General features: G+C 41.4%; 14 protein-coding genes. 4 read left to right on the top strand and 10 right to left on the bottom strand.

Going from position 1 to position 16,045, the window contains the following annotated elements:
* Positions 1-227: hypothetical protein (locus ACXIUD_RS18610; protein ID WP_458054158.1), on the top strand; the 227-nt coding region annotated here is incomplete at its 5' end.
* A 188-nt stretch (positions 228-415) separates the two neighbouring features.
* Here the strand turns inward: ACXIUD_RS18610 and ACXIUD_RS18605 are convergent.
* A complete protein-coding gene (locus tag ACXIUD_RS18605; RefSeq protein ID WP_458054157.1) occupies positions 416-2,617 on the bottom strand; it encodes a prolyl oligopeptidase family serine peptidase in 2,202 nt (733 codons plus the stop codon).
* 159 nt (positions 2,618-2,776) lie between these two features.
* Positions 2,777-3,037, bottom strand: coding sequence for a Kazal-type serine protease inhibitor family protein (locus tag ACXIUD_RS18600; RefSeq protein WP_458054156.1), 261 nt, complete (start codon positions 3,035-3,037; stop codon positions 2,777-2,779).
* A 161-nt stretch (positions 3,038-3,198) separates the two neighbouring features.
* Between ACXIUD_RS18600 and ACXIUD_RS18595 the strand changes: the two genes are divergently transcribed.
* Positions 3,199-4,266 carry an HNH endonuclease domain-containing protein gene (locus tag ACXIUD_RS18595; RefSeq protein ID WP_458054155.1) on the top strand — a complete coding sequence of 356 codons (1,068 nt, stop codon included), beginning with the start codon at positions 3,199-3,201 and terminating at the stop codon, positions 4,264-4,266.
* Entirely contained in the window at positions 4,256-5,110 is an 855-nt protein-coding gene (locus ACXIUD_RS18590; protein WP_458054154.1) for an HIT domain-containing protein, read from the top strand. The genes ACXIUD_RS18595 and ACXIUD_RS18590 overlap by 11 nt, the downstream gene beginning before the upstream one ends.
* Before the next feature lie 2 nt (positions 5,111-5,112).
* On the opposite strand, the gene ACXIUD_RS18585 is transcribed toward ACXIUD_RS18590, so the two are convergent.
* The 5 genes from ACXIUD_RS18585 to ACXIUD_RS18565 form a co-directional block, all read right to left on the bottom strand.
* Positions 5,113-5,541 (bottom strand): MarR family winged helix-turn-helix transcriptional regulator, encoded by a 429-nt coding sequence (locus ACXIUD_RS18585; protein WP_458054153.1) that lies wholly within the window; start codon positions 5,539-5,541, stop codon positions 5,113-5,115.
* A 1,247-nt stretch (positions 5,542-6,788) separates the two neighbouring features.
* Positions 6,789-7,841, bottom strand: a complete 1,053-nt coding sequence (locus ACXIUD_RS18580) for an agmatine deiminase family protein (protein ID WP_458054152.1) — start codon at positions 7,839-7,841, stop codon at positions 6,789-6,791.
* Positions 7,831-8,703, bottom strand: coding sequence for a carbon-nitrogen hydrolase (locus ACXIUD_RS18575; protein ID WP_458054151.1), 873 nt, complete (start codon positions 8,701-8,703; stop codon positions 7,831-7,833). The genes ACXIUD_RS18580 and ACXIUD_RS18575 overlap by 11 nt, the downstream gene beginning before the upstream one ends.
* 336 nt (positions 8,704-9,039) lie before the next feature.
* Positions 9,040-9,771 (bottom strand): hypothetical protein, encoded by a 732-nt coding sequence (locus ACXIUD_RS18570; protein ID WP_458054150.1) that lies wholly within the window; start codon positions 9,769-9,771, stop codon positions 9,040-9,042.
* A gap of 78 nt (positions 9,772-9,849) precedes the next feature.
* Positions 9,850-10,602: a hypothetical protein gene (locus tag ACXIUD_RS18565; protein WP_458054149.1), complete on the bottom strand. Its 753-nt coding sequence runs from the start codon at positions 10,600-10,602 to the stop codon at positions 9,850-9,852.
* A 561-nt stretch (positions 10,603-11,163) separates the two neighbouring features.
* On the opposite strand from ACXIUD_RS18565, the gene ACXIUD_RS18560 reads away from it, so the two are divergent.
* Positions 11,164-12,291, top strand: coding sequence for a metallophosphoesterase (locus tag ACXIUD_RS18560; protein WP_458054148.1), 1,128 nt, complete (start codon positions 11,164-11,166; stop codon positions 12,289-12,291).
* Here the strand turns inward: ACXIUD_RS18560 and ACXIUD_RS18555 are convergent.
* Genes ACXIUD_RS18555 through ACXIUD_RS18545 form a run of 3 tightly spaced genes read right to left on the bottom strand, consistent with a single transcriptional unit; the run spans position 12,288 to position 16,010 of the window.
* Positions 12,288-13,325, bottom strand: a complete 1,038-nt coding sequence (locus tag ACXIUD_RS18555; protein WP_458054147.1) for an ABC transporter ATP-binding protein — start codon at positions 13,323-13,325, stop codon at positions 12,288-12,290. The genes ACXIUD_RS18560 and ACXIUD_RS18555 overlap by 4 nt on opposite strands.
* Before the next feature lie 12 nt (positions 13,326-13,337).
* On the bottom strand, positions 13,338-14,975 hold the full coding sequence (locus ACXIUD_RS18550; RefSeq protein WP_458054146.1) for an ABC transporter permease: 1,638 nt from the start codon (positions 14,973-14,975) through the stop codon (positions 13,338-13,340).
* 3 nt (positions 14,976-14,978) lie between these two features.
* Positions 14,979-16,010 (bottom strand): Fe(3+) ABC transporter substrate-binding protein, encoded by a 1,032-nt coding sequence (locus ACXIUD_RS18545; protein ID WP_458054145.1) that lies wholly within the window; start codon positions 16,008-16,010, stop codon positions 14,979-14,981.
* Between the last annotated feature and the right edge of the window lie 35 nt (positions 16,011-16,045).

The raw sequence follows: 16,045 nt of genomic DNA, 5'->3' as shown, positions 1-16,045 counted from the left end.
GTGACCTCTGCGGTAAATCAGCCACGAAAAAACTAATGTTCACGAATATTTTTTGCTGGCGCAAAATTGGTACTGAACCCTCCCCCCAATATTTCTATTTATTTCAACATTATTTCCACTTTATTTCTCTTTACCGCCAAGGTGCCAAGGTCACGCAAAGGACCCAAAGTTTTGGTACACACTCTGCGCTCTCAGCGTCAACCTTTGTGCCCTCAGCGGTTAATTAGCCACGAAAAAACTAATGTTCACGAATATTTTTTGCTGGCGCAAAATTGGTACTGAACCCTCCCCCCAATATTTCTATTTATTTCAACATTATTTCCACCATATTTCAATTCAGAAGGAAATTTAAGGTAAGGATTAACCAGTATCCCAATATCGATCAATATCTACTAATATCCATCAGTATCCAATATCAATCAATATCATCTTTTTTATTAAAGTTCTTCTCATAAAACTCAAACACCCTATTCCAATGATCGTAAAAGTCACTTTCATTGCTCGCAGCTCCGGCACCGTGGCCACCGTTGAGGTAGTTGACCCAGGTGACGTCTTTGCCCAATCGGCGCATCGCATAAAAGAGTTCTCGGGAATTGGTGCCCGGTACATTCCAATCTCCTTCACCGGTCATGATGAGATGGGGTGTTTTGATGCGGTCTGCATAGAGAACAGCAGTAGTAGCCAAGTATTTCAAGGGTTCATCCCAAAGCGTACCTCCGATGCGGTCTTGTCCATATTCGGCAGCGGTGTAATTTCTGGTTCCGATTTTGGGGCTGTCGCCTAAGAAACTGATGATATTGACTTTACCTGAAATGTTGATGGCCGCTGCAAATCGGTCAGTTTGGGTAATTAACAAGGATGTGGCATAACCTCCGTAACTTCCGCCTTGTACACCTACTTTGTCATTGTCCACTTTGCCCTCATCTACCAGTTTATTGATCGCAGCAGTGATGCCTTTGACCCATGCTTCTCCAGGATAACCCATTTCCAAATCCACCGAAGGTCTCAAGGCAAAGTATCCCTGATTAGCGAAGAGGTTCATGTTGCGGTTATAGCCGTTGGCAAAAAAACTTTCATAAACTTCGCATACCAAGGGGTATTTTTTTCCTTCTTCGTAATCCACCGGATAGTATAAAATACCTTGAAGCTCTTTGCCATCCACGTTCCGGTAGGTGATGAGTTCGGAGCGGGTAATCTTTTTATCTGCCAACCAAGGGTTGAGGTTGGTCAGTGGCCTGAAGTCTGCAAAGGTCCAATCAGTCAGCATAAGGTCAGCTGGCATATCCCCATCGGATAAACTCAAGACGATGTTTGAAGCGTTTTTGGCTTTTTGAATGCCTGTGTACAAACGGGTGTCGATGATGATATCTTCCATGGTCCGATTGCTTAGATTGTAGCGGACAAATCCCCTTCTCCAAACATCCTTTTCACTGTAGGAAAAATAGAGGTGATTTTCATCTTCGGACCAATGTGCCAAACTGAGATTAGGCGCTTTTTCTTTGTCTTCCGGGAATTCATAGACCATTTCTAATCCCTCACCTTGGGCATCTATCAACCAGTAGCCTTTGTCCGAACTCAGCAAGAGTTTGTTTTCGGATGGAGACCAGGCCGTGATGGAAAATTTCACTTCCTTTTTCTTTTCTTCGTCCGAATAAGCTTTTCCTTTGGTCAAATTCTTTGCGTCCAAGGCTCCCAAGGTTTGCACGAAGACATAGCCCGAATCTACCCAGGCAAATTTGGCTTTGGATTCAGACCAATTGTAGTTTCTTCGTTGCTTGTTTCGCTTGTAAAGAATATGAGTAGAGTCCGGATTATTCAAATGCTTGTAAGCTACCTGATATTCCGTCCCCTCATTTCTGACATAGGAGGTTTTAAGAGGAAAGGTCTCGTTGAAAATCAGGAATTGATTGTCTTCTGAAAGGTATACACCTCCATAATTGGCTTCGGGCAAGAGTTGTTTGGCAGCACCATTAGCTAGGTCTACTTGCATGACCTGGGTAAGTGCGTTGGTATTTCTGATTTCATCCCAGTTCAAAAATGGCTTACTTCCGTCATAGACTACGACAGGCCCCTTGGTTGCCGCATTATATAATTCCATTGCCCTTGTCATCCAATCGTTTGCTCGGGTATGAAGGAGCATGGATTTTCCGTCAGCAGTCCATGTGAGGTCTGAATTGGCCAACAGTGGATTGCCGCTCACCTTGATTTCACGGATACGCTTGCGGTTAGTATCGTAAATCATCAGGTGCAGCTTTTCTCCCTTTTGTTCCAAATAAGCCAATTCTGTGGAGTTAGGAGACCATGCAATGGAAGTGACCCGTGATTTTTCTTTATATGGGAAAGTCTTCTTACCTGTGCTTGTTTCGATGATGACGAATTCTCCCGGCAAGACATTGATATAGGAAGGGTCCTGAAAGCGGAAGTGGTCCACATCGAAGCGGGCGCTACCATCGCTGATGACTCCTCCAAGCAACTTCCCGTCTGGTGAAAGTGCGGTGCTGCCAATGGATTTGACCTTGATGGCGTCCTCGACGGTGAAGTTGGTTTTTTGTCCCCAAGCGAGTTGGGAGATGAAGAGGCTTACAAAAAGGAAGAAAAGGGTGGAACGATTTTGCATGGGATTGTTGGTTGATTTTAATTTCTAAACATCCCAACAAATAACTGCATTTCAATGCCTTTCAACTAACCGTTAGCGGAAAAATCGGTCAGTTGATAGAATTTTGAGACTTGGATATTTTCTTCCCCCCGTCTCTGATAGCTAGCAAAGAAATCCAGTTTATTTACCGCATTCTCCTTCGGTAAACTTCAAAATACCTCTAGCAGTAGCTTCGCAGGCGTTGCCATAGGTCTTGCCATCACAGCCGCAGACGGGTTGGTAGATCGCTGGACAGACTGCATCCCGACGTACTTTTGAAGCATCAAAGCAGTCTTTTGCCAATTGATCTTCCCCATCAAGCACCGGGTCGATAGCATCACAGGTAAATGCCGTAGCAGCTATAAAAGCGAAGATGAATAGTAGGTTAGCTAGTTGTTTCATGGTTTTGGTTTTTTCTTTAAGACGAAAGAATGGTGCCTTGTGCTACATGTGGGGGCAAAATTTTTGCCAAAATCAATGAGTTTAAATTAAACGTTTAAATCTTGGGGAGAACTTGGCCTTTGGATCTTCTATTTGTACTTTCATGGAAATCAACATGAACTATGGAATTTCCTAAAGATTCAAATCTTCCTACTCATCTTTTAGCATCTTGTTTTGATAGCACATCTGCTACTTATAAGTATTATTGGTTCTTAAGTATTCTGGATTCTTTGAGTGAAAATAAAACAGTATTTCCGAAGAAAGAGCTTTTTTCAAGGATGGTAGCAATTCCTTGGTATACTGTAAATTATTTTCAAGTTTCCTTTGGCAAGCAGGATGTAATACATAGAGAAATCGAAAACATTAGAAGCTTTGAGAATATTTCAATTGATGAAGATAAAAATACAATTGTTTCAAAGTTAATAAGGTCTCAAAATTCTCAAACACAGCAAGCTCTTTACCACTTCGACAATCAGGTTCCACATTGGTTTTTATCACCATGGTTTAGAAAAAATAAGAGTAGACAGTATATTTATTCGGGTTCAAAAGATTTCGAAAATGAATGTTTGTATGGTTTATATCAAGATCGAATTGAGCTAAACCCCAATTGGTTGCCTTATTTGATAAAAAATGTACGATTTTTAAAGGATTTTTGCTTGTGGAATCTAGCAGTATTTTTGCAAAAACGTAATCCTGGCGTGCCTGAAATACCGAGTAAACTTGTAAAGCCTGCTAGTCGAAATCCATTAACCAGTCAAAGAAACAATTTTTGGAACCTAGTTTTTGATGAGTTGGGTGAAATTGAATGTATTTACACCCATGAAAAGTTAACCAGATCAAATTATGAAGTCGAACATTTTATTCCTTACAGTTATGTTTGTCATGATTTGATGTGGAATCTTGTTCCTGCTGATCCAATATTTAATTCTCGAAAAAGTAACAAACTACCTAAGTTGGAGGACTATTTTGATGGATTTTATAAAATCCAAAAGCAAGCAATCGAAGTCATTTTAAGTAAAAAACCTAATTCGAAGTATTTGCTGGATTATTTATTTTTATTTAAAAACCTTGATGAAATTGAGGAGTTACCAACTCTCTTTGACAAAGATAGACTCAGGGAGGCTTTTCAGCCTTTGATTTTAATGGCTCATAATAATGGCTTCCAATACTTGTCACGAAATGAAAAATGAATTCTCCCACCTCACCGCCAAAGAACGAGACAAGATCTCCTTTCCTGCAAGACTCTTGGAGGAAAGAGGTCTGTTGAAAGGGAGAATATTGGATTTTGGATCTGGCTATGGGAGAGATGTGGAGGTATTACAGTCCAAAGGTTATCAAATTGAAGGGTATGATAAGCATTATACCCCAACTTATCCACAAGGTAAATTTGATACCATCATTTGTTTGTATGTCTTGAATGTGTTGCACTTAGAGGAGCAGACTAAAGTCTTGATTGAGATTTCCAAACTGCTTCAACCGACTGGGAAAGCTTATTTTGCAGTTCGCAGAGACCTGACTTACCAAGGATACAGAACACATAAAATTCATCAAAAACCGACCTATCAATGTAATGTTGTTTTACCTTTCCAATCGCTCTTTGTAAACGATAGTTGTGAAATCTATGCATACGCTCCCATAAATCAATTGAGTAGTGCCAGTGATGTTGACTGTATTTTTTGTAGGCCAACTCTTGAAATGCAGTTGATTGCTGAATCAGCTTCCGCTTTTGCGATTTATGATAAATTCCCTGTAAATCCAGGACATGCCTTAATTATTCCCAAAAGGCATGTGGATAACTATTTTGAATTGACGCTTCGTGAACAAACTGCTATGAATTTTATGCTGAATGAAGTCAAACAGGAGATTCAGGAAAAATTCAATCCAGCTGGTTTTAATATCGGAATCAATGTGGGCAAAGTTGCGGGGCAATCCATCAACCATGTGCATATGCACCTGATTCCTAGGTACGATGGGGATGTGGAAGACCCCTTTGGTGGTGTACGTGGAGTGATCCCCTCCAAAAAAACATACTAACCCTAATTTTCCTTTTCCAACTCCTCAATCAATCGGTCCACTAAGCTGATCAGCTGATCTTTGTCTTTTGCTTTCCATTCGTGGAGGACACCATCTATGGATTGGGCTATGTCTGGCATTTTCGATTGGAGGCTTTTGCCAGGATAGGTGAGTTGGATTTCTACACGGCGCTCGTCACTTTCGGAGCGTACTCTTCGGACTAGATTCATGGATTCCAAACGCTTCAGTAAAGGGGTTAAGGTGCCTGAATCCAAGGATAGCTTTTGTCCAATCTGTGAGACCATCAAGCCATCCTCTTCCCATAGGCAAAGCATCACCAAGTATTGGGGATATGTCAAACCTATATTTTCCAAGGGTTCCCGGTAGCGCTGGGCAATCAATCGGGATACCACATAAAATCGAAAACCAAGTTCTTGCTGAAGTAGTGACATAAAAGTATACGTTGAGTTGTGAACAATTAAATTTAACAAAATTGGCTCACGGAAAGCACGGAAGTCGCGGAAATTTTTTGAAAAGGTCCACGAATGGCACGAATGGACACGAAAAAACTTCATAATTCTACATTCGACGTTGGGCATTCGACATTTTTTGGAGTAGCGGGAGTGGTTCACTCAACGCCCGCAAAGAAAGGTGTATGTTGTTATGGGTTTGAATAAAACTAAATCTAAAATCTTACCTCTAATCCCGTTAGCTATCGGGACTAAAATAAAAAGGTCCACAGATTTGCACAGATATTATGCCTGATAGTAAGCTTTTTAATTTGGTGCAAGGCTTAAGAATTTTTGCTTGTGACTCCTTCATCAATCTATCTTTAAATTGGGTATCCGAATGTGGATCATGTAAGGGCGCAAAGTTTTCTTCGCAAAGCTCAGTAATTGATACAAAAAAAGCGACTACTAGTCGCTTGTTATCCAAAAGGGAGGAAAAGGAATGAGTTAGTCTTTCCTCTTTTTTTCTTCTTGCTTGGCCTTTTTATCGGCTCTTTTTTCCTTCAAGTTTTTTTCAGCTTTTTTCTTTACAGCCTTTTGTGCGTGTTGTTCTTTTGCCATGATCGTCAAATTTGTAAGGAAGATACCGTTTTTAATCCAATAATTTACAGAAGTGCTCGCAGAAATCACGGAATAGTTTCACGCAACGAGCGCAACGATGTGACGCAGCGGCCGCAAAGTCATTCTACATTCCTCATTCTCAATTCTTAATTATTCCTCCTTCATCCCTCATCCTTCCTCCTTTTCCTTGGGTTTCACGCAGCGGGCGCAACGGTGAGACGCAACGCCCGCAAAGTCATTCTACATTTCTCATTCTCAATTCCTAATTTTTCATCCCTCACCCTTCTGCCTTCTTCCTTTTTTCAGGGGTCCACAGATTTCGCAGATTGGCACAGATTTTTTGATAAGTGAGATTGGTAATTTTTGAGGGGAAAATTTTCTTCGCAAAGCTCAGGGATGAACACCAATAAAAACCTCAATTTTGAATTCAATTGCGATTCCCTTAAGTTTCATCACATCTTTTCTAGAATAATTCTTTTGTTTACACGCCACCAATATATCGCCGATACGTGTGCTGAGCTTGTCGAAGTAGGCATATATCAACTTATATCGCGCTAGCATATTTCATTATCCATCCCTCACAATCTCTCCATCAGCAGTCTCGTTTCTCGCTTCTAAAATCTCGCTTCTTACAAGGGTTCTTGCTGACTCAAGCAATGAAAGCTGCCCAAACCCCATATCAAATCCACGGAATCTACGCCTACGACTTTTCGGTTGGGAAAACAGCCTTGGAGGATATCCAGGGCTTTGTCATCGTTGGTATCACGGAAGGTTGGTACAATCACGGAACTGTTGCCGATGTAAAAATTGGCATAGGATGCCGGTAGTCTCATATCCTCGTAGATGACGGCTTTTGGCATGGGTAGCTCGACAATGTTGAGGGATTTTCCGTTTAGTAATTTCATCTCTTCCAAGAGTTCCATATTTTCCTTCAATACCTCATAATTTTCATCGGACTTATCATCCTCTACCACGGTCACGACGGTATCTGCATTGACAAAGCGAGTCAAATCGTCGATATGTCCATCGGTATCATCTCCAACAATCCCGTCCTTTAACCATAAAATCTGATCAATCCCATAAAATTCCATCAAGTACTGTTCAAGCTGCTGTTTGGATAAGTGTGGATTTCGGTTGGGGTTTAAGAGGCAGGCTTCCGTCGTCATCAAGGTACCTTGACCGTTGACTTCGATGGCACCACCTTCCATGATAATGCCCGGACTAAAGGTTTGAATATTTCGATATCGGGCGATGTGATAGGGAATCTCATTGTCCAAATCAAATGGGGGATACTTACCGCCCCAGGCATTGTAATTCCATTTGACCAAGGCTTTTCGCTCAGGAGCCCCTTCATTGATCAAAAATGCCGGTCCATGGTCTCTGCACCAAGCATCATTGGTGGGGAAATGGTGAAAAAAGACCTTGGAAAGGTTGATGTTTACTTTTTCCAATTCCTTTCTGGCAAAGTCTTCCATCGCTTGTCCCGCTACATTGATATGCACTTCCTCCCCTTCGGCAAGTAGCTTGACAAAGGTGGCGTAGGATGGAAAAATGGTGGAAATTTTCCCGGGCCAAGAGGCCTCTTTGTGTGGCCAACTCAACCAAGTTGCTGCATGGGGTTCAAACTCTGCCGGAAAGCGATAGCCTAGGGCCTTGGGGCTTTTGCCTGGTTCAATCTTCATCGATGAATCGCTTTAAGATCGGGGAATAGGTTTCGATGCGGCGGTCTCTCAGGAAAGGCCAATGCGTGCGGTAGCGATCGGACTGGGACATATCAATGCCTTCCACATGTACCAATTCTTGTTCGTGATCTGCCTGATAGGTAACCCACCCAAAGGCGTTGGTCACGAAGGAACCTCCCCAAAATTTCATATCTCCTTCGATTCCTACGCGGTTGACGGCGATGACGGGAACGCCATTGGCAACGGCATGTGATTTTTGGACGGTCTGCCATGCATGGTATTGTTCTCTGTTGGTATCCTCATCTTGGTCTTTGTGCCAACCAATAGCAGTTGGGTAGAATAGGAGTTCGGCCCCCATCAGCGAAGTGATGCGTGCAGCCTCTGGATACCACTGATCCCAGCAGATCAACACGCCAACTGTGGCAAATTTTGTTTTGAAGACCTTGTATCCCAAGTCTCCGGGGGTGAAGTAGAATTTCTCATAGTAGCCCGGATCATCGGGAATATGCATTTTACGGTATTTTCCCAAGTAGCTGCCGTCGGCATCCAATACAGCGGTGGTGTTGTGGTACAAGCCTTCGGCACGTTTTTCAAACAAAGAAGCGATGATCACTACGCCTAGTTCTTTGGCAAGTTCGCTGAATTTTTCGGTGGATTGTCCAGGAATTTTTTCAGCGAGTTCAAAGTTTGCATGATCTTCTACATCGCAGAAGTAGAGGGAACCAAAGAGTTCCTGCAAGCAGATGATCTGAGCGCCTTTGGCTGCTGCTTCGCGGATGCCTTGTGCTGCTTTTTGGAAGTTGGATGCGAGGTCAGCACTGCAAGCATTCTGAACCAAGCCTACGTTTACGATTCGTTTCAAGATAAAATCTGTAAAAAGGTGAAGTACTAGTTCAAAAATAAACCAAAAAAATGGAAACTTGTGAAAAAATAAAAAAGATAGCTCGCAGAATGCGCAGAATCCACGGAAGAAATGGTTGAATGGTAAAGGAATAGTTCACGCTACGTCCGCAACGATTGAACGCCAAGTTCGCAATGTCATTCTACATTCCTCATTCTCAATTCCTAATTTTTCATCCTTCATCCCTCATCCTTCCTCCTTTTTTTCAAGGGTCCACAGATTTCGCAGATTGGCACAGATGATTGATGGAGAGCAAAACTTTCTTCGCAAAGCTCAGGGATTTAAATCGGATGGTAATTACTTGTTAAAGTTAGTTATTCCTCCTATTTCGAGCTGAATTAAAAACTGGGGGAATGTGTCTGTTGGGGCGTTTAGAATGGATACATACTTGGATTCCCATTCAAATCCTTCGCGAGGTGGAACTCTGAATCCGACTTTTAATCGTACCACTGCGCAATCTTCTTTAAATAAATTCTGATATGCTACTCCTAAACCAATTAAGGTGCCATATGACAAGTGATTGAGTTCGACTGATGTGTTTGGGTTTTGAAGGATGGAGCCTATAGTACCCATGCTTCCCGTATTTTTTGAAGCAATTAAACTAGATTCTGTTCCGGAAAAACCCACAAATCCAAATAGGGAATATTTTTCTTTAATCAACACATGATACAACAATGGCAGGTTTGCTGTTACGGCTCTTCGTATAATTTTCGACTGTGGGTTTAAAGATTCATTGGACTGTCTTCCTAAAAGAACTTGAGGTCCGGCTTCCAATCGATTAAATCTCCAATTAAAACCAAATCCAACATTCAACGCACCTGAAGGTATAGTAGGATAATTGCTTTCAGTAAGGTAATTGTTGAGATGGATAGTATGGGTGTAGGTAAATGAAGGAGCCACCAAATATGGCCCTAGTCCCCTTTTGTAGTACGATTTTTTTGTTATATCCACTTCTTCTCTGGGCCATTGGGCAAAAAGAAAAGTGCTCCGTAGGAAAAGTACCAGGAATACACGGATCAATCTAACCATTTAAGTAGAATATATTGATTTGAATACGCCGGTCAGCCATTTGACCGGCGTTTGTGAATTATAATATTTGCAAGACGTTTATTTTTTCTTTCTATCCCAGTTAAATGCTCCGCCTATGGAAAGTTGGACCTGCCAATAGTTGAAACTATCAAGGGGTGAATTGCTCAGTTGAGTGTATCTGCTACTCCAGTTCTCAATAGGATTAGTCTGAATCCTTTTGCCAATTCTGATTGATCCAATTATAGAGTCTTCTAGGAATAAATCGTGTGCATCCATTCCAATTCCAATAAATAATCCATTAGAGTAATTATTAAGATGGACAGAGTTTCCGGGATTGCTTAGCATGTTATCCAAGGAAGTGGAAGAAGTAGATTTTGACAAGAAGAGTGTAGTTTCTGTAAAACTGTAAGCAATGAAAGGATATACAGCACCGCCATCTGTTCTTATCACATGGTAAGCAAATCCAAAATTCCCTGACCAGGTCATTCTCCTCGTAGTTTGGTTAATAGTGTCATCTCCTGGTGTCGTTCGTAGTTGGTTACCCCAAAACAGGTCGGTTATCACCATCAATCTGTTGATCCTATAGTTCAATCCAAATCCTAAGTTCAAATGCCCTCTTGGTAATACAGGGTATCCATTTTCATTTAGCAATTGATTGATACTTGCTGGAGAACTCATAGTAAATGCCGGAAATATGATATAAGCATTAATCCCTCTATCATAATCAGGTCTTGGATGTTCCCACCTATAAACCTCCTCACTATCTTGTGCAAAACCTACTGAAAACATCAGTAGCAAACAGCATAAGATACCTGAAAACTTGACTACCATAAGAATTTGAATGTATGTTTGACCATATTCACTATCTCTTTACCCAATTCTTTCGAGCTGTCGCACATGTTTTCGTAATTAGTAGGATTTAGAGTTAATACCCCTTTTCACGACACAAATAGAATTAAGTTTTCAAAATTTGGTCAATATCCACTTATTAAGTACTTATAATCGTTTAATTAACGATTGTAGGAAAAACTATCTGTTATTAGCACTTAAAACACATAAAAAATATGGTATGATGGCTTCTACCTTCCTATCATTCTACACTCCTCATTCTCCATTCCTAATTTTAGGAGTCCACGAATGTCACAAATACTTCATAATTCTACATTCGACGTTGAGCATTCGACATTTTTGGAGGTAGCGGGAGGGTTTCACGCCACGACCGCAGCGGTTTGACCCCACGGCCGCAACGTCATTCTACCTTCTTCATTCTCAATTCTTAATTTTTCCTCCTTCCTCCCTCATCCTTCCTCCTTTTTTCAGGGGTCCATAGATTACCCAGATGTTTTTTGCATTTATTTTGGTTAAATGGTATTTTCAAAGAAACAATGAACTATGAAAAACTTTTGGAGAGCACTGAAGCAACCGATTATTTTTTTGTTGAAAAAACCGACAATCTCGATCGCAAAAAAGGTGTCCTCCTCTCCGAATAAGCAACAGGTTTTTAAAAGGTTGACGGATATTTATCAGGATATAATTCAACATCCGAAGTCAAAGGAAGGTGCCTTGTATGAATTGGATCTGAGAACAGGGACCACCATTATATTTTCGGATCACCATAAGGGCAATAAGGGTGGCGGGGATGAGTTTCGCTTTGCCGAGAAAAATTACCTGGCAGCACTCGACTATTACAATCGTAAAGATGCAACATACATCAATTTAGGAGACGCTGAAGAATTTTGGAAATTCAATATCTTCTCCATCATGAAGCATAACAAAGCAACGTTTCAAGCAGAGAAGAAATTTGTGGAGCGGAATGCGTTCTACAAGATCTATGGCAATCATGACCTTTTTTGGAAAATTGACCCATTTGCGGAGATGTACCTTTGGCAACTCTATGGAAAGGCTATCAATATCTATGGAGGAATTGTGATTCGCGTAGCATTAGAAAACGGGAAACATATAGATGTTTTTTGTACCCACGGGCATCAGGGAGATCAAAATTCCGATGGGAACGCATTTTCCAAGTGGTTTGTCACCTATATCTGGGGCCCTTTTCAGTCATTTTTGGAAATCAATATCAACACTCCAGCCAATACCCAAACGGAAAAAACACTCCATAATCGGATCATGTACGAGTGGAGTCAGCAACAGGAAAACTTAATTTTAATTACAGGTCATACCCATCAGCCGATTTTTCATTCCTACAGCCATTTACAGTCATTGAAAGAAGCCTTGGCGCAAGCTCAAGAGCTTGGGGAAACCGAAGAAATCCAGGAATTGAAGGAGAAAATCGACCGACATCCAGAGCAATGTCGGGTAGCGGCAACTACCAATGGGAAATACCGACCAACGTATTTCAATGCCGGCTGCTGCTGCTTCAGCGACCATAGTATTACAGGAATAGAAATAGCAGAAGGAACGGTTCGCTTAGTCTCTTGGCATGATTTGAATGGAACTTCTGAACGGGAGGTCTTGGAGGAATTACCACTTCACGAAATCCGACACATGTTTTTTGACTAAAACGCCTCTTCTATGCAATATTTCCATAAAAAGAAATGTGCTCTATCCAATCCCTCAAAACTCCTACCTGGGTTGGTTCGGATGCTGACGCGCTTGCCTTCGGCATCGGCAATCTTGACGATTTGATGATCTCCAAAGTAAGAAGCTTTGGCGATTCTGCCAATCAATTGCTGTCCTTCCCGCTGTACGACCTCCCCGTGCTCGGGACGGAAGGTAATGCGCACCTGTTCATGGTACTTGCTAGCTTCCGGGTCAGAAATAAAACCAAAGGAAGTATAAAATCCATCTTTGGTCGGCGTGGCAAGCATCACATTCAGTTTACCAAAAAAGTTGGCAACATAGGCGTTGACAGGATGCTCGTATAGATTCTTGGGAATGTCGATTTGTTGAAGGTAACCCTTGTGTAGGATTGCCACGCGGTCAGCTGTGGAAAGTGCATCGCGAGTATCATGCGTAACAAAAATTGCTGTAATGCCTGTTTTTTTGATGATTTGACGGATTTCCTCTCGTACCTGATCTTTCAATACCGTATCCAGATTACTGAAAGGTTCATCCATCAACAAAATTTTGGGATTAGGCGCTATAGCCCTTGCTAAAGCGACACGCTGCTGCTGACCCCCTGAAAGTTGATGAGGATATTTGCTGAAATCTTCTTTCAAACCGACCAAACGCAAGGTCTCTTCTGCCACCTCATCTTTGTTGGGAAGCTTTTTATCCAATCCGAATTTGATGTTTTCCAGGATGGTCAAATGGGGGAATAGCGCATAATCTTGAAACACCATGCCTACTTTGCGCTCATGGGCAGGAACGGATTTTTTTCCTTCTACAATAACTTGTCCGGATAGTGAAATCACACCGTCGTCTGGGTGTTCGAGTCCTGCGATCAATCGAAGCAAAGTAGTTTTTCCTGAGCCACTTTCGCCTACCAATGCCAATATCTCTCCTTCTGCTACTTCGAAGGAAACATCTTTAACAGCAAATTCCTTTGCTTGACTGTACTTTTTATTGACCTGTGTAAGTGAAAGAATGCTCATGCAGTCTGGGTTCTATCCTATTTTTTTATTGATCAAGCGATTGAGTAGAATTATGGGAATAATTCCGGTCAAAATGATGATCAATGCGGCATTTGAAGATTCGGCGATCATTTCGTTGGTGGCCATATCAAATGTTTTGGTCGCCAATGTTTGGTAATTAAACGGTCGCAGGATCAAAGTTAAGGGTAATTCTTTTAACACATCCACAAAAACCAACAATACACCTGAAACCAGTGAATTTTTGATCAATGGAAGATCAATTTTAAAGAGTGTTTTGGTACTTCTACTGCCTAATAAGCGACTAGCCTCATTTACATGAATGCCGATTTTTTGGAATCCAGATTCTACAGGATTATAGCCTACTGCCATAAAACGCACCACATAGGCAAACACCAATGCGAAGAGCGTGCCTGATAGAAATAAGCCAGCTGTTTTGGCAGTCAGGAAGGTATTATACACCCATTTGTCAAACGCTAAAAATGGAATCATAATTCCCACGGCAATCACTGCACCGGGAATGGCATAGCCCAAGGTGGAAATTTTTGTAATATTTTTGATCCATTTGAATGGACTCAGACGAAGCGTGTATAATAAAATCACGGACAGGATGACAATAACTATTCCCGTGATTGCTGCTAAGGTAAAGCTTCTATAAATCAACAAGAAGAAATCCTGATTGATGACTTTTTCATAGGTCATGCTTACCCAATGCAAAATCTGGAAAAACGGGATTAGAAAACTGATCAAGAAAATGAGAAGGCAAATGCTTGTATACATGTACTGCTTGGCCTTGGTTGGGACTAAGCGTACCGTTGGTTTATGGGTTCCTTTCAGAGAGGCATACTGCCGGTTGCCTCGTTGCCAGGATTCTAAATAAAGGATGCTGAAAACGAAGACCATCAAAATTGCAGCGAGGTAAATGGCCGTAGTCGCATCTCCCAAGGAAAACCATGACCGGAAAATGCCGGTGGTAAAGGTGTTGACGCCAAAGTATTTTACCGTTCCGTAGTCATTTAAGACCTCCATAGATGCCAAAGCAATTCCACCCACAATAGATGGGCGTGCCATGGGTAATGCTACTTTGAAAAAGGTTTGAAAGCGATTTGCTCCTAATAGAAAAGAGGCTTCCTGTAAGCTTTTAGATTGTTGCAGAAAGGATGTGCGACTAATCAGGAATACATAAGGAAATAGCGTTACCGAGAGGATAAAAATCGTCCCCGGTAAATTCATTAAATCAATCAAAGGACCTTTAAACGTGATATCAAAGTTGTTTCTTAGGAAACTCTGAATGGGTCCTGTATAACTGATCAGACCTACATACGTGTAGGCCATGATATACCCAGGAAAGCTGAGTGGAAGAATCAATAACCACTCGAAGTATTTTCTTCCGGGAAATTCATAATTAGACACGAGCCAAGCAGTGCTGACTCCTAGTAAAAAAGTGAAAAAAGCAACTCCTATGAGAATGAAAACAGTATTTTGAAAGTATCCCCATAAAAGTGTTTCGGAAATATGCTTCCAACTATCTCCGGGACTATCGAAGATTTTAAAAAAAATGGTCAATAAAGGAGTGGCTACTAGCAGCAGTATCAGCAGCGAGTAGCCAGTCCATTTATTCCACCAATAATACGTTCGTTTGACTAATTCCAAACCTTATTTCCAGCCTACTTTGTCAAAGATTACCACTGCCTCACTGTTGTTTTCACCCAATACAGAAAGGTTAATATCATCTGCTTTGAATGTTCCCCATTTCAATAATTGCTCTGAGAAAGCAGCAGCAGGATTTACAGGATATTCAAAGTTGATATTCGCCAAAAACTCCTGCGCATCTTTGGATGAAAGGAATTCTAACAATTTGATTGCATTGTCTTTATTTGGAGCATATTTGGTTACACCAGCACCGGAGATATTGATATGCGTTCCTCTATCGTCTTGGTTAGGGAAGAAGATTCCAATTTTTTCAGCAGCTTTGCGCTCTTCTTCATTGGCATCATTCAACATGATACCGATATAATATGTGTTGACGATAGCTACATCGCCTTCTCCAGAGGCAACAGCTTTTACTTGGTCTCTGTCAGAACCTTTTGGCGCTCTAGCCATATTGCCTAACAAACCAGCTGCCCATTCTGCTGCACCTTCACTGCCTTTGTGTGCAATCACTGAAGCTAGCAAGGATTGGTTGTAGATGTTCTCAGAAGAGCGGGTCAACACTCTGCCTTTCCAGTTTTCTTCAGTTAAGGCCTCGTAAGTACTCAATTCTTCAGGATTGACACGGTCTACGCTGTAAGCCAAAATTCTGGCACGGTAAGTTAATCCAAACCAATTTCCAGCCGGTTCTCTAAACTTTGCAGGAATATTGTTGTTCAATACATCAGAAGATACTGATTGTAACAAATCTTTGGTTTGTGCACGGTACAGTCTTCCAGCATCCACCGTAATTAGTACATCAGCAGGAGAATTAGGTCCTTCCAATTCTAATTTCTGTATCAATTCATCTGCCGAGGCAGACACTACGTTTACTTTGATGCCAGTGGCTTCAGTAAACATATCGAAGAGTTGCTGATCAGCTTCATAATGTCTGTGAGTATAGACATTGACAACTTCTTCCTTTTCTGAGCTTCCGCAGGCAATCAAAAAAGCCGCGGCAAGTGCTACAAATGTTGATTGAATAAGTGCTTTTAGCATAGTTCGTTATTTTGAGAGGGCGAAATTAATCATTA

The sequence above is a fragment of the Mongoliitalea sp. genome, assembly GCF_054166905.1.
Note: the sequence above shows the minus strand (reverse complement) of the source record. Positions and strands in the feature narration are given on the sequence as shown.